This window comes from Xaviernesmea rhizosphaerae (assembly GCF_001938945.1).
Taxonomy (GTDB): domain Bacteria; phylum Pseudomonadota; class Alphaproteobacteria; order Rhizobiales; family Rhizobiaceae; genus Xaviernesmea; species Xaviernesmea rhizosphaerae.
On the sequence record NZ_MKIO01000021.1, the window covers coordinates 432,045 to 444,273 of the forward strand.

Consider the following 12,229-nt stretch of genomic DNA (forward strand, 5'->3'; position numbering starts at 1 on the left):
CCGCCGGCCGCCGGAGGAGGAAAGAGCGAGATGACCATTTTGATGGGCGTGATCGCATGCGGGCTGGTGTCCGTGGTCTATGCCGTCTGGGCGACACGGGTCGTTCTGGCGGCGGATCAGGGCAATCAGCGCATGCGCGAGATTGCGGGTTTCATTCGGGAGGGGGCGCAGGCCTATCTAACGCGGCAATATGGCACGATCGCGCTGGTCGGCGCCGTCGTCTTCCTGGCCGCCTGGGCGCTTCTGTCGGCCATGGCGGCCTTCGGCTTTCTGGTGGGCGCCGTGCTCTCCGGTCTCGCCGGCTTCATCGGCATGCATGTTTCGGTGCGCGCCAATGTGCGCACGGCGCAGGCCGCCTCCGTCAGCCTGGCCGCAGGGCTCGATATCGCCTTCAAGTCCGGCGCCATCACCGGCATGCTGGTGGCGGGTCTCGCGCTGCTCGGCGTCTCAGTGATGTTTCTGGTGCTGACGGGCTTTCTCGGCCTGGAGCCCGGCTCGCGTGCGGTGATCGACACGCTGGTGGCGCTCGGCTTCGGCGCCTCGCTGATCTCGATCTTTGCGCGTCTCGGCGGCGGCATCTTCACCAAGGGGGCGGATGTCGGCGGCGATCTCGTGGGCAAGGTCGAAGCCGGCATTCCCGAGGACGATCCGCGCAATCCCGCCACCATCGCCGACAATGTGGGCGACAATGTCGGCGACTGCGCCGGCATGGCGGCCGATCTGTTCGAGACCTATGCCGTCTCGATCGTCGCGACCATGGTGCTGGCCGCCATCTTCTTTGCCGGAACGGCCGTGCTGCAGACGGCCATGCTCTATCCGCTGGCCATTTGCGGCGCCTGCATCCTGACCTCGATCGCCGGCGCCTTCTTCGTCAAGCTGGGCGCCAATGGCTCGATCATGGGCGCGCTCTACAAGGGCCTGATCGCCACGGGCGCCCTGTCGATTCTCGGCCTGGCGCTGGCCACGAGCGTCACCGTCGGCTGGGGCACGCTGGGCACGGTGGCCGGTCGCGAGATCACCGGCGCCAACCTGTTCTTCTGCGGGCTGGTCGGGCTGATCGTTACCGCGCTGATCGTCGTCATCACCGAATATTATACCGGCACCAACAAGCGGCCGGTCAATTCCATCGCCCAGGCCTCCGTCACCGGCCATGGCACCAATGTCATCCAGGGCCTGGCGGTGTCGCTGGAATCCACCGCTCTGCCGGCCATCGTCATCGTCGGCGGCATCATCGCCACCTATCAGCTGGCGGGCCTCTTCGGCACCGGCATCGCGGTCACGGCCATGCTCGGCATTGCCGGCATGATCGTCGCGCTGGACGCCTTCGGCCCCGTGACCGACAATGCCGGCGGCATCGCCGAAATGGCGCATCTGCCGCCCGAAGTGCGCAAGGTGACGGATGCGCTGGACGCGGTCGGCAACACCACCAAAGCGGTGACCAAGGGCTATGCCATCGGCTCGGCCGGCCTCGGCGCGCTGGTGCTCTTTGCGGCTTATGCCAACGACCTCGCCTATTTTGCCGCCAACGGCGACCGTTACCCCTATTTCGCCGATGTCGGGGCGATCTCCTTCGATCTCTCCAATCCTTATGTGGTGGCCGGGCTGATCTTTGGCGGTCTGGTGCCCTACCTGTTCGGCGGCATCGCCATGACGGCCGTGGGACGAGCGGGCGGCGCGGTGGTGGAGGAAGTGCGCCGGCAGTTCCGCGAGAAGCCGGGGATCATGCAGGGCCGCGACCGGCCGGATTACGGCCGCGCGGTGGACATGCTGACCAAGGCGGCGATTCGCGAGATGATCATTCCCTCGCTGCTGCCGGTGCTGGCGCCCATCCTCGTCTATTTCGGCGTGCTGGCGCTTTCGGGCTCCAAGGCCTCGGCTTTTGCCGCACTCGGCGCCTCGCTGCTTGGCGTCATCGTCAATGGCCTGTTCGTGGCGATCTCGATGACCTCGGGCGGCGGCGCCTGGGACAATGCCAAGAAGAGCTTCGAAGATGGCTTTGTCGACAAGGACGGCGTGCGCCACCTCAAGGGTTCCGAGGCGCACAAGGCCTCGGTGACCGGCGATACGGTCGGCGATCCCTACAAGGACACGGCGGGACCGGCGGTCAATCCGGCGATCAAGATCACCAACATCGTCGCCTTGCTGCTGCTCGCTGTTCTGGCCTGACGGCACGTTGCATCGGACCGAAAAGCCGGCGGCAGGCTTTCGGGAAACGCCGATGTTTCTAGAGCATCGGACCGAAAAGTGGGAACCGGTTTTCGGAAAAATCCGATGCAAAAACAAAAAATTAGAGCATCGGACTGCGTACGATTTTCAGTCTGATGCTCTAACTCGGAAACGAAAAGACCCGCGCGAAACGCTTCGCGCGGGTCTTTTGCTGTCTCTTGCGGCTGTCGGGCGTCAGTTGCTGCCGTTGCCGCCGTCGGCGAAGATCGACCGCGCCATGCTCTTGCCGACGCCATTCCCGCTGAGAATCTGGCCGAGGAAGGTCATGTCCTTGCCGCCGGTCGGTGTGGTGCGGGTGATCATGTCGAAGACGCGGCCATCCTGCAGCGTGTAATGCGCAAGCTTGGCGACCGTGCCCTTATCGTCGAAATAGACCGCGAGAATCGACTGGTCGATGATCTTGGAATTCATGAAAGCCGCCGCGCGGTGGCGCTTCTGCGAGATGTAGTAGAATACCTCATTGTCGAAGGTGGCGGTGGTGGACGGCGTGCCGAGCGACAGCAGCACCTGCTCGCGGCTGGAGCCGACCGGCACCAGCGCCAGCGTCTGCTGGTCCACGATATAGCCCTGGGTATAGGTCTGCCCCAGTGAGTCGGCCGTTGCGCTGCAGCCGCCGAGGGCGGCCGTGGCAAGCATCAGCGCCACGAGCGTGGCCCGGCCCGGCGCGCTGGCCTGCATCTGCCCGTTTTCGGCGCTGCTGGCCTGCGAAAGGTTCCGCGTCATGAAAATGCGTCCCGTCAACGACATCTACCCCTGGACTGCCACCGCGAGAACGATGCGGCGGGCGCCGCCTTCCGGCCGCGCCATTGCTTTTTGTGCCTGCTTCGGTAAACCAGCTTCCGCGATCATGCAACATGACGATGCGCGGCCGTTGCTTGGATGAATGGCCCCCACGGCTTTTGAAGCAGGCAAACCTAGGCGTAATCATGGTCTTCGGGCTGTTCGGCAAAAAAAACGGCAATGCGGCAATCGTCGCCCGGCAATATCAGCTGCTGACGGCCTCGGCCCGGCAGCCGCGGCTTTATGCCGAGCTGGGTGTGCCCGATACGGTGATGGGCCGGTTCGAGATGATCTCGGCGGTGCTGATCCTCTATTTCCGCCGCACGCGACAGAGCGCGCGCGCGGGGCAGGAGATCGCCCAGGAGATCGTCGATGCCTTTTTCCAGGATGTCGATCACTCGATCCGCGAGCTGGGGGTCGGCGACCTCAGCGTGCCCAAGCGGATGAAGCGTCTGGCCGGCATGTTCTATGGCCGGCTGGAGAGCTATTCCGCAGCCCTGGACGCCGGCGATGCCGAGGCGCTGCGCGCAGCCCTTGCCCGCAATCTTTATACGCAGGCGGGGGCAGAAGCGCCTGATATGGGCGGATTGGCGCATTATATGATGGAGGCGGAGGCGCGGCTTGCCGCCACCGCCGAGGCTGAGGTGGAAACCGGCAGCCTCACCTTGATTTCCGGGACGAACGAAGCATGACATTCAAAGACAGACCGCCCTTTTCCTATCGCGTGCGCGTGGGCCACGTGTCGCACAATCCGCTCGAGGTGCATGTCGAGGCGGACGACAGGGAGCGCGTCGCAATCGCCGAGCTCTGGCAGGTGCTGTCGGTGGAGGCGCTCACCGCCGATGTGAAGCTGACGCGCTGGAAGCGCGACGGCGTGAAGATGGTGGGCCGGGTTAAGGCGCGGCTGACACAGGCCTGCGTCGTGACGCTGGAGCCGGTGGAAAGCACGGTTGAGGAGCAGGTGGAAGCGATCTTCGTGCCGGAGGATTCGCGTCTTGCCCGCATTGCGGCCAATGACAGCGCGGAGATGTTCGTCGATCCGGATGGTCCCGACATGCCCGACACTTTTTCCGGCGATGAAATCGATATCGGCGCGGCGGTGGCGGAATATGCGGCGCTGGGCATCGATCCCTATCCGCGCAAGCCGGGCGTGGCCTTCGCGCCGGCGCCGGTGGAAGAGACCAAGGAAGAGAAGCGCCCCAACCCCTTTGCCGCGCTGAAAGACTGGAAAAAGGATTGACGCGGCGCGCCGCGCGGTACATTCCGATGTCGCCTGTGCCTCAGGGCGCGACTTTTCGGCTGCCCTGTGACAAGAAGCCGTTGGTTGGCGGCATGGCATGGCGTCGCCTGACGGTGCGAGATGCACCCGGGCCGAAGAACGAGAACCGGCCGGGCGCATGCCACGCCGGCCGGCTGGACGTAACAGGAATGAGCGGGCGTGATCAGAATTTCTCTTGATGTGATGGGGGGCGACTTCGGTCCCGAGGTCGTCCTGCCGGGCGCTGCCCGGGCGCTGGAACGCCATCCTGATATCCGCTTCCTCCTGTTTGGCGACCAGGCGATCTGCGCGCCGATTCTCGAGCGCTATCCCAAGCTCAAGGCCGCCAGCAGCTTCGAGGCGACAGAGATCGCCATCGCCATGGACGAGAAGCCGAGCCAGGCGCTGCGCCGCGGTCGCGGCAAGTCCAGCATGTGGCAGGCCATCGATGCGGTGAACCGTGGCGAGGCCGATGTGGTGGTCTCCGCCGGCAATACCGGCGCGCTGATGGCCATGGCCGTCTTCTGCCTGCGCACCATGTCCGGCATTCAGCGCCCGGCGATCGCCGCGATCTGGCCGACGCTGAAGGGCGAGAGCATCGTTCTCGATGTCGGCGCCACGATCGGCGCGGATGCCCGCCAGCTGGTGGATTTCGCCCTGATGGGCGGGGCGATGGCGCGCGCGCTGTTCGAGCTGGAGCGGCCAACGCTCGGCCTGCTCAATGTCGGCGTCGAGGAAATCAAGGGCCAGGAAGAGGTGAAGGAGGCCGGAAGGCTGATTCGCGAGGCGTCTTTCGAGGGCATCGACTATTCCGGTTTCGTCGAAGGCGACGATATCGGCAAGGGCACGGTGGATGTCGTCGTGACCGAAGGTTTCTCCGGCAATATCGCGCTGAAGGCTGCCGAAGGCACGGCCCGACAGATCGCCTCCTATCTGCGCGCGGCCATGTCGCGCACGCTGATGGCCAAGATCGGCTATCTCCTGGCCAAGAGCGCCTTTGACCGACTGCGTGAGAAGATGGATCCGCAGAAGGTCAATGGCGGCGTGTTTCTCGGGCTGAACGGCATCGTCATCAAGAGCCATGGCGGTGCGGATGCCGAGGGTTTTGCGGCGGCGATCGATGTCGGCCATGACATGGTCCGAAATGGGCTGAAGAATAAGATCCAGGCCGATCTGGCGAAATATCGGGCCGTCCAGACGCCGGAAGCGGCGACAGGCGATGCTGCCGCCCGCGGCGAGATTTGAAAGCAAGAGATGATCAGAGCTGTCGTGCGCGGTTTCGGAGCAGCGCTTCCGAAGCGGGTTGTTCCCAACGCGGAACTGGAAAAGACGGTCGACACGACCGATGAATGGATCGTGCAGCGCACCGGGATCCGCCAGCGCTACATTGCCGGGGAGGGCGAGACCACGGCCTCTCTGGGCGAGGCGGCCGCGCGCGAGGCGCTTGAGCGCGCAGGGCTCGAGCCGCAGGCGATCGACCTGATCATCGTCGCCACCGCCAGCCCCGACAATACCTTTCCGGCGACCGCCGTCGACATTCAGGCCCGCCTCGGAATCACCGGCGGCGCGGCCTTCGACATGCAGGCTGTCTGTTCCGGCTTCGTCTTCGCCATGGCGACGGCGGATGCCTATCTGCGCACCGGCCTGGCGCGCCGGGCGCTTGTCATCGGCGCGGAGACCTTCTCGCGCCTGCTCGACTGGAATGACCGCACCACCTGCGTGCTGTTCGGCGACGGCGCCGGCGCGGTGGTGCTGGAAGCGGTGGAGGGCGAGGGCACCGTGGCCGATCGCGGTATCCTCACCGCGCAGCTGCGCTCCGACGGCTCGCACAAGGCAAAGCTCTATGTCGATGGCGGCGTGTCGACGACGGGCACGATCGGCCATCTGCGCATGGAAGGCCGCGAAGTGTTCAAGCATGCCGTGGGCATGATCACCGACGTGATCGAGGCCGCCTTCGCCGCGACAGGCACGACCGTGGAGGATGTCGACTGGCTGGTGCCACACCAGGCCAACCGCCGGATCATCGACGGCTCGGCCAAGAAGCTCGGGATTCCGCTGGAAAAAGTGGTGGTCACCGTCGATCGGCACGGCAACACCTCTGCCGCCTCCATTCCGCTGGCACTCCATGCCGCGGCATCGGACGGGCGAATCAAGCAGGGCGACCTCGTGCTGCTCGAAGCCATGGGCGGCGGCTTCACCTGGGGCTCGGTCCTCCTGCGCTGGTAAATGAATTTATCTATTGGAATGAACCGCTTGACCCGATGAACCTTCGGCAATAGTCTGCCCTCCGCATCAGCGCACTCAACAGCGGCGGGGAAGATGAGCGGAAAAACGGTAACACGTGCGGATCTGGCCGAATCGGTGTTCCGCAAAGTCGGACTCTCGCGCACCGAATCCGCCGAGCTGGTCGAAACGATCATCAACGAGATCTGTAACGCCATCGTGCGCGGGGAGAGCGTCAAGCTCTCCTCCTTCGCCACCTTCCAGGTGCGCGACAAGAACGAGCGGATCGGCCGCAACCCCAAGACCGGCGAGGAAGTGCCGATCTCGCCGCGCCGGGTGATGACCTTCAAGGCCTCCAACGTGCTGAAACAGCGCGTTCTCAAGGCGCATCTCGCCCGCAAGGCCAAGACCAAGCCCGCCCCGCCGGCGCCTTGAGGCAGCCGGCTTTTCCCGCATCTCTGCCCGTTACAGGATCGCGCGGCCCCGGCGTCTCTCTGTTTCGTGCGGCTGACCCGCGATGCCGCGCGCAGTGGCCTGATCCGGCGCTGTCGCACGCGTGGCTGTTTCAGGAGCCGGCCATGTCAGGAAATGCGTTGAAAACCAGCCGATAAGCCATTGATCTTCGCCCTGTTTGTGTGAAACTCCGGCCTCATGTCGTGGGCCATCGTCAGGGCTGCGGATCGGGCTTTCCCGGCGGCGCCAAGCACCGGACGGCTCGTGCGGTCGGCGCGGATCCACGACACCAGCAATCCGCATGCGCCGGCGCGGCGCCAGAGGCTTTCGACAGACATGATGGACAAAAGTCCCGACGCCTTTCGCACCATCAGTGAGGTTGCCGACGAACTCGACCTGCCGCAGCACGTGCTGCGTTTCTGGGAGACACGCTTCACCCAGATCCGGCCGATGAAGCGTGGCGGCGGCCGGCGCTATTACCGGCCCGAGGATGTCGATCTTCTCAAGGGCATCCGCCATCTGCTCTATGATCACGGCTATACGATCAAGGGCGTGCAGAAGCTGCTGAAGCTCAACGGCAACAAGTTCGTGGCAGCGATTGCCAGCGGCGATCTGGCGACCGTGGAGGCGCTGGCCGCCGCCAGCAACGAGGATGGCACGTCGAAAATCGCGCATGGCGAGGACGACCAGATCGTCGGCCGCGCCAAGCCGCCGGCCAGCCGCCGCTTCTTTTCCTTCGGCGGCAGCCAGGAGGACATGGCCGACGTGTCGATCGGCAAGGGCTCGATCAACAAGGAGGATCGGGCGCTGCTGCAGGAGGCGCTTTACGATCTCTTGGAATGCAAGCGCCTCTTGGATCAGGTGCGCTGAGACCGAACGTGCCCGTGTTCTGTTCGGACCTGTTTCTACAGCGAGCGCAGGCTGAAGGTCGGCGAGGCGATGATGACAGATTCCTTGATCCGCGCGGCGACCGCCGAGGACTTTCCTGCCCTGCGCGCGATCGAGCATGCGGCCTTTGAGACCCTGCGCCGGGCCGGCGCCGTCAGCGGCCCTGCTGCGGTGAGCGGCGATGCGGACCTCCGGCGCTATCTTGAGGCGGATTGTCTCGATCTGGCGATGGACGCGGCCGGGCAGCCGATTGGCTATGTCGGCGCATCCCTGCTGCAGGGCTGGCTGCATGTCGGCGAACTCGACGTTCACCCCGCATGGCAACGCCAGGGCATCGGCCGGCGGCTGATGAAAGGGATACTGGACAAGGGGAGATCAAGCGGCCTGCCGGGCGCCACGCTGACGACCGACCGTCTTGCAGCCTTCAATGCGCCCTTCTATGCTTCCCTGGGCTTCCGGCCCGTCGATGACGCATCCTTGCCCTGGCTTCAGGCCATTCTGGACGCGGAGGTGGCAAAAGGCCTCGATCCTGCACGCCGGCTCGCCATGCGGCTGGATTTCTGACTTGCCCCAAAAACGCCTCTCGCCTGACCTGCTCAGTGAAGCTTCAGCGACAGCTGCTTTGGTTCGTATTGCGGCTTGCGGGCAATATCGATGCGCGAAAAGGTTTCGCGGCGGCGGCGCTCCGCGGCTTCACGGGCTTCGCGCGACGCAGCGACGGCGGCGAGAGCGGAGGCGATGACGTCCTGGGTCCGGTTCATGCTGGCTGCTCCTGAAGAAGTGTTCCCGCTTTGTTCCATAGCTGATTTGCGAATCGGCGGCAAGCTTTTCCACAGGAAAAATTTGCTCATGAGCGGAGCCGCAGGCTTGGCGCAGGGTTCAGCGGGGCGGGGCATGCGCAAGGCGGAGGCAGGATTCTGCGCTGGCCGAGGCAGACTGCCATGGGAGCATGGCAGTCCGTTTCGCGCCTTCATGCATCGGATCTCACGATGCCGCGGTCGGGAAGCAGGCCTGTGCCGTGAGCTGATGGGCGGAGTTTGACAAAAGGTCGATCAGCTTCGGTATGGGCGAGGTCACCGTCTTCGTCAGCGTCACCTTGGAAAAGCCGGTGGCGCCGTAGCAGGTTGCGCCATCCTCGATGACGATATTCGAGGCGACCAGGGTGATGCCGAGACCCGCTGCCGCGGTGATGACGTAGCTGTTGGCGCGGCTGGCGTCATAGGCGCCCGCGTTCGAGCAGGCATTGTTGCGGATGCCGATGCAGCGCGCGCTGGTCAGCGCGACCTTTTCCAGCGCATGGTTGATCCACATCACCCGGGAGACCTCGATTCCCCCGAACAGCAGGAGCAGCATCGGGCCGATGAGAATGGCGAATTCGACCGCCGTCGCTCCCTGTCTGGCGCGGGCAAGCTTGGCAATACGCATCTACTGCACCTGGGCCGCTGTCTGGATGGTGATGCCGTTGCCGGGAATCACGCCGTAATTCGGAAACATCGTCTTGTAGGGGCGATTATAGGCGATGCTGACATATTTGCCGGCCGGGGCGCCGCTGGCGCAGGTGCTGGTACAGGAGACCGCTCCGCCCCAGGTGATCGTTCCGCCGCTGCTGGTGGGGCAGCGGCATTCATCGGCCGCCGAGGCCGGACCCGAGGCGGTGATGGTCGTGGCGGTCACATCATATTGACGGCTGCCATTGATGAGGATCCGCGCCGTGCCACCCGGGTCCGGCGCCCGCAGGATGGCTGCGAGCAGATTGGCGGTCGAGTCTGCCGTGGAGGATGTCAGGCCGGCGCCGCTCGTCAGAGCCTGGTTCGCCGCCGAGGACACCGCCGCGTCCGCCTTCATGCGCTTGATGATGAATAGGCTGACATCGGAGACGCCGGCCATCAGCAGCACGAAGAGGGGCGCGATGAAGGCGAATTCGACGGCCGCGATTCCCTCGCGCGCGCGGGCGAGGCGGGCAAGCGAGAAAGAGGGAGAGGGGAAAGAGGGAAGGACCATGGTTATCGCACCAGTTTCGCGCTCTTGCCGGCGCCCCCGCCCGAAGACAGCAGCTTGTCGCACTGCGACGCCGCCGCGCTGCCGCCGGAAATGGAGATGGCCGAGCCGATGAGGAACAGACAGGCATCCTGGGCCGAGGCACCGCCGCTCATGGAAATCGGCGCGAGCGGGAAATAGAAGGCGCCGGAAATATTGCTGCCGCTCGCGCCGGCCGTCAGCGTGCCGCCGGCCTTGACCTTGGTCGGGCCGATCACCGCAAGCTGAGCGAACTGGCCCGAGCCGGGTGCGCGCATCACCATGTCCTTATAGCCCGCGGAGGCGCAGTAGGCGGTGCCCTTGCAGGCATCGCTCGTCATGGTCTCCTTGCCCGAGAGGGTGATGGTGACATCGCGGCCGGAAAAGCTCAGATCCTTGCCCTGGCAGGTGACCGAGCCGCCATTGTTCTGGCCAAGGCCCATATAGCCGTCGATCGTATAGGGGCCGGAGCCGAATTCGAGCCCGCCGGCCATGTCCACCGAGCCCATGATGTCGTGCTGGGAGGCGGCGGGAAAGACGACGCAGGTGCCGCCGCCGCTCTGGACCTTGCCCCACAGGCGGAAGAGCTGAGCCGTGCTCGACGCAGTGCTGAGATAGGCGGAACCGCTATCGACGAACAAGGCTCGCCCGTCGGAGGAGGGGCCGATCTTGTAGCTGTTGCCCGTGCCGCTGCCGAGCGTGGTGACATTGCTGCCGGACACCTTGACGCCGTTGGACAGCTCGAAGGTGGAGGGGCCGGCAAAGGTCAGCTGGCCGTTGCTGTTGCCGCAGAGGCTGTAGCCGCAATCATTCGTTGCAGGACCGATGCGGAATGTGCCTGCGCCGAAGGAGCCGGCATCACCATTCAGAGAAATACCGCCCGACACGGTGAAGGTGCCGGGGCCGAAGGCGTAGCTGCCGCCACCGGTCGAACGGATGCTCTTGAAATTATAGGTCGTGTTAGCGGGGCCGGCGAGGTTGAACTCGAGCTTCAGGCTGCTGCCGATCATCAGATCGCCGAAGGTCATCGATGTGCTGGTGCAGGTCACGCGCCAGAGTTTTTCATTGTCGCTATAGCTGGCCTGACAGCCTTGCGCGGCAAGCGCCTGTTTGAGCGCCTGCTGCTTACTCGTGTCCCAGGGATCGAAAACGAGATCCGCTCCATTGACAGTCGCCGGTTTTGCCGGCGCCTGCAGCGATGGCTGGTCGTTGAAACGGGCGACCGCTGCCAGCACGCCGGGATTGCTGGCCAGCGGATCGGCCGTCACGCCCTTGCTGATCGGCGCCGGCGTGCCGTCCTGCTTCTGGATCGTCTGGCACCAGCTTGGCTGATCGGGCGGCGAGGCGGAATTGTACAAGGCCCCCTTGGTGACAATCTTGGTGCCGCAGGGCGAGGTAATCGTGGCGTTGGAGGCCACAGTGCAGTTGGGCACATTGAGCGTGGTGCCGCCGGACATCGTGACACCGGTGCCCTGGGCATCGAGCGCAATGACACAGCCGGCCGCATCGCCGCTGCTGCCGCTACCAATCTCCGTGGAGGCAATCGCCTGGATCGTCAGCGCATTGGTACCGAACAGCTTTGCAAGGAAGGTCGGACCGCTGGTGGTGATCGTCACATTCACCGCCTTGGCGCCCGAAGTGCGGGGCGAATCGACCAGCTCTGCGACGACGGCGCTTGCGGGAATTTTCTGCAATGCGGCAACATTGATCACCGCCGCGCGCATGCTGTCGGTCGATTTGGTGCCGCCATAGGCGAGTGCGCCGGCATAGGAGGCGAGATCGGCGGCGCGCTGCTGTTCCGCCTGGCTATTGAGCGCGCGGCCGTAGTCCACAGCAAGCGCGCCGACGCCGATCACCATGGGCAGGGTCAGCGCGCCGATCAGCGCCATACCGCCACTGCGGGAACGAAGGAGGCGCAAGAGCGGACCGGCCGGCCGGCTGGTCCTTCTGATCATCGCCGCTTCGGCCGGGCGAGGAGGCTCTTGAGGGAACTGGCGGCGCATCATCGACACCCTCTGGCGTTTCTCGGCCTGCTGCACGGCCCCAGGTCACGCCGCGCGATCGGCAACGAACGGATCTGCGTTGTTCGTCATCTACGGCAGGCAATTTCTGCTTTCTATTAGATCCTATGCTATTAATTTTATACGAAAATTCACACGGTCCTTCGCCGAAACGACGCAAATACAGGCAATTGCTCGCATTCCGCGCTCTGACTCTGGCGTGTCGCTGCGCCTGGTTGTTGCTTGCACGGCGCGCGGCAGGTTTGCCCCGAATGCGACCTTGCGGAGATCATGCCGTCAGATCCTGTCACGCACCTGCTTCTGGCCCGTTTTCTGAAGAAAAGTGAAAAAGGGGCTTGCGCCTAAATTATTGGTCCTATAGGGA

14 protein-coding genes are annotated in these 12,229 nt (G+C 64.5%); 8 read left to right on the forward strand and 6 right to left on the reverse strand.

Annotation, left to right across the window (positions count from 1 at the left end; translation table 11 throughout):
* The first annotated feature begins 30 nt into the window (after nt 1–30).
* On the forward strand, nt 31–2,166 hold the full coding sequence (locus BJF92_RS05810; protein WP_075633798.1) for a sodium-translocating pyrophosphatase: 2,136 nt from the start codon (nt 31–33) through the stop codon (nt 2,164–2,166).
* Between the two features lie 234 nt (nt 2,167–2,400).
* On the opposite strand, the gene BJF92_RS05815 is transcribed toward BJF92_RS05810, so the two are convergent.
* Nucleotides 2,401–2,904: an outer membrane protein assembly factor BamE gene (locus tag BJF92_RS05815; RefSeq protein ID WP_075633963.1), complete on the reverse strand. Its 504-nt coding sequence runs from the start codon at nt 2,902–2,904 to the stop codon at nt 2,401–2,403.
* A 248-nt stretch (nt 2,905–3,152) separates the two neighbouring features.
* On the opposite strand from BJF92_RS05815, the gene BJF92_RS05820 reads away from it, so the two are divergent.
* The 5 genes from BJF92_RS05820 (at nt 3,153) to BJF92_RS05840 (ending at nt 6,922) form a co-directional block, all read left to right on the forward strand.
* Nucleotides 3,153–3,698, forward strand: coding sequence for a ubiquinol-cytochrome C chaperone family protein (locus BJF92_RS05820; RefSeq protein ID WP_075633799.1), 546 nt, complete (start codon nt 3,153–3,155; stop codon nt 3,696–3,698).
* The gene (locus tag BJF92_RS05825; RefSeq protein ID WP_075633800.1) at nt 3,695–4,246 is read left to right on the forward strand and encodes a YceD family protein; all 552 of its coding nucleotides are present in this window, start codon (nt 3,695–3,697) and stop codon (nt 4,244–4,246) included. Before BJF92_RS05820 ends, BJF92_RS05825 begins: the two co-directional genes overlap by 4 nt.
* A 198-nt stretch (nt 4,247–4,444) precedes the next feature.
* Entirely contained in the window at nt 4,445–5,509 is a 1,065-nt protein-coding gene (plsX, locus tag BJF92_RS05830) for a phosphate acyltransferase PlsX (protein WP_075633801.1), read from the forward strand.
* Nucleotides 5,510–5,518: 9 nt separating this feature from the next.
* Nucleotides 5,519–6,490, forward strand: coding sequence for a beta-ketoacyl-ACP synthase III (locus BJF92_RS05835; RefSeq protein ID WP_075633802.1), 972 nt, complete (start codon nt 5,519–5,521; stop codon nt 6,488–6,490).
* Between the two features lie 93 nt (nt 6,491–6,583).
* Nucleotides 6,584–6,922 carry an integration host factor subunit alpha gene (locus BJF92_RS05840; protein ID WP_075627705.1) on the forward strand — a complete coding sequence of 113 codons (339 nt, stop codon included), beginning with the start codon at nt 6,584–6,586 and terminating at the stop codon, nt 6,920–6,922.
* A gap of 146 nt (nt 6,923–7,068) precedes the next feature.
* Here the strand turns inward: BJF92_RS05840 and BJF92_RS25015 are convergent, their stop codons facing one another.
* On the reverse strand, nt 7,069–7,278 hold the full coding sequence (locus BJF92_RS25015) for a hypothetical protein (RefSeq protein WP_143523916.1): 210 nt from the start codon (nt 7,276–7,278) through the stop codon (nt 7,069–7,071).
* Between the two features lies 1 nt (nt 7,279).
* On the opposite strand from BJF92_RS25015, the gene BJF92_RS05845 reads away from it, so the two are divergent.
* Nucleotides 7,280–7,810 (forward strand): MerR family transcriptional regulator, encoded by a 531-nt coding sequence (locus BJF92_RS05845; protein ID WP_078057879.1) that lies wholly within the window; start codon nt 7,280–7,282, stop codon nt 7,808–7,810.
* 72 nt (nt 7,811–7,882) lie between these two features.
* Nucleotides 7,883–8,392 (forward strand): GNAT family N-acetyltransferase, encoded by a 510-nt coding sequence (locus BJF92_RS05850; protein WP_075633965.1) that lies wholly within the window; start codon nt 7,883–7,885, stop codon nt 8,390–8,392.
* A gap of 32 nt (nt 8,393–8,424) precedes the next feature.
* Here the strand turns inward: BJF92_RS05850 and BJF92_RS25020 are convergent, their stop codons facing one another.
* The 4 genes from BJF92_RS25020 to BJF92_RS05865 all read right to left on the reverse strand — a co-directional run bounded on the left by BJF92_RS25020 (nt 8,425) and on the right by BJF92_RS05865 (nt 11,733).
* Entirely contained in the window at nt 8,425–8,679 is a 255-nt protein-coding gene (locus tag BJF92_RS25020) for a hypothetical protein (protein WP_143523917.1), read from the reverse strand.
* A gap of 133 nt (nt 8,680–8,812) precedes the next feature.
* On the reverse strand, nt 8,813–9,253 hold the full coding sequence (locus BJF92_RS05855) for a TadE/TadG family type IV pilus assembly protein (RefSeq protein WP_075633803.1): 441 nt from the start codon (nt 9,251–9,253) through the stop codon (nt 8,813–8,815).
* Nucleotides 9,254–9,829, reverse strand: coding sequence for a TadE/TadG family type IV pilus assembly protein (locus BJF92_RS05860; RefSeq protein ID WP_075633804.1), 576 nt, complete (start codon nt 9,827–9,829; stop codon nt 9,254–9,256).
* 2 nt (nt 9,830–9,831) lie between these two features.
* Nucleotides 9,832–11,733, reverse strand: coding sequence for a pilus assembly protein TadG-related protein (locus BJF92_RS05865; RefSeq protein ID WP_075633805.1), 1,902 nt, complete (start codon nt 11,731–11,733; stop codon nt 9,832–9,834).
* Between the last annotated feature and the right edge of the window lie 496 nt (nt 11,734–12,229).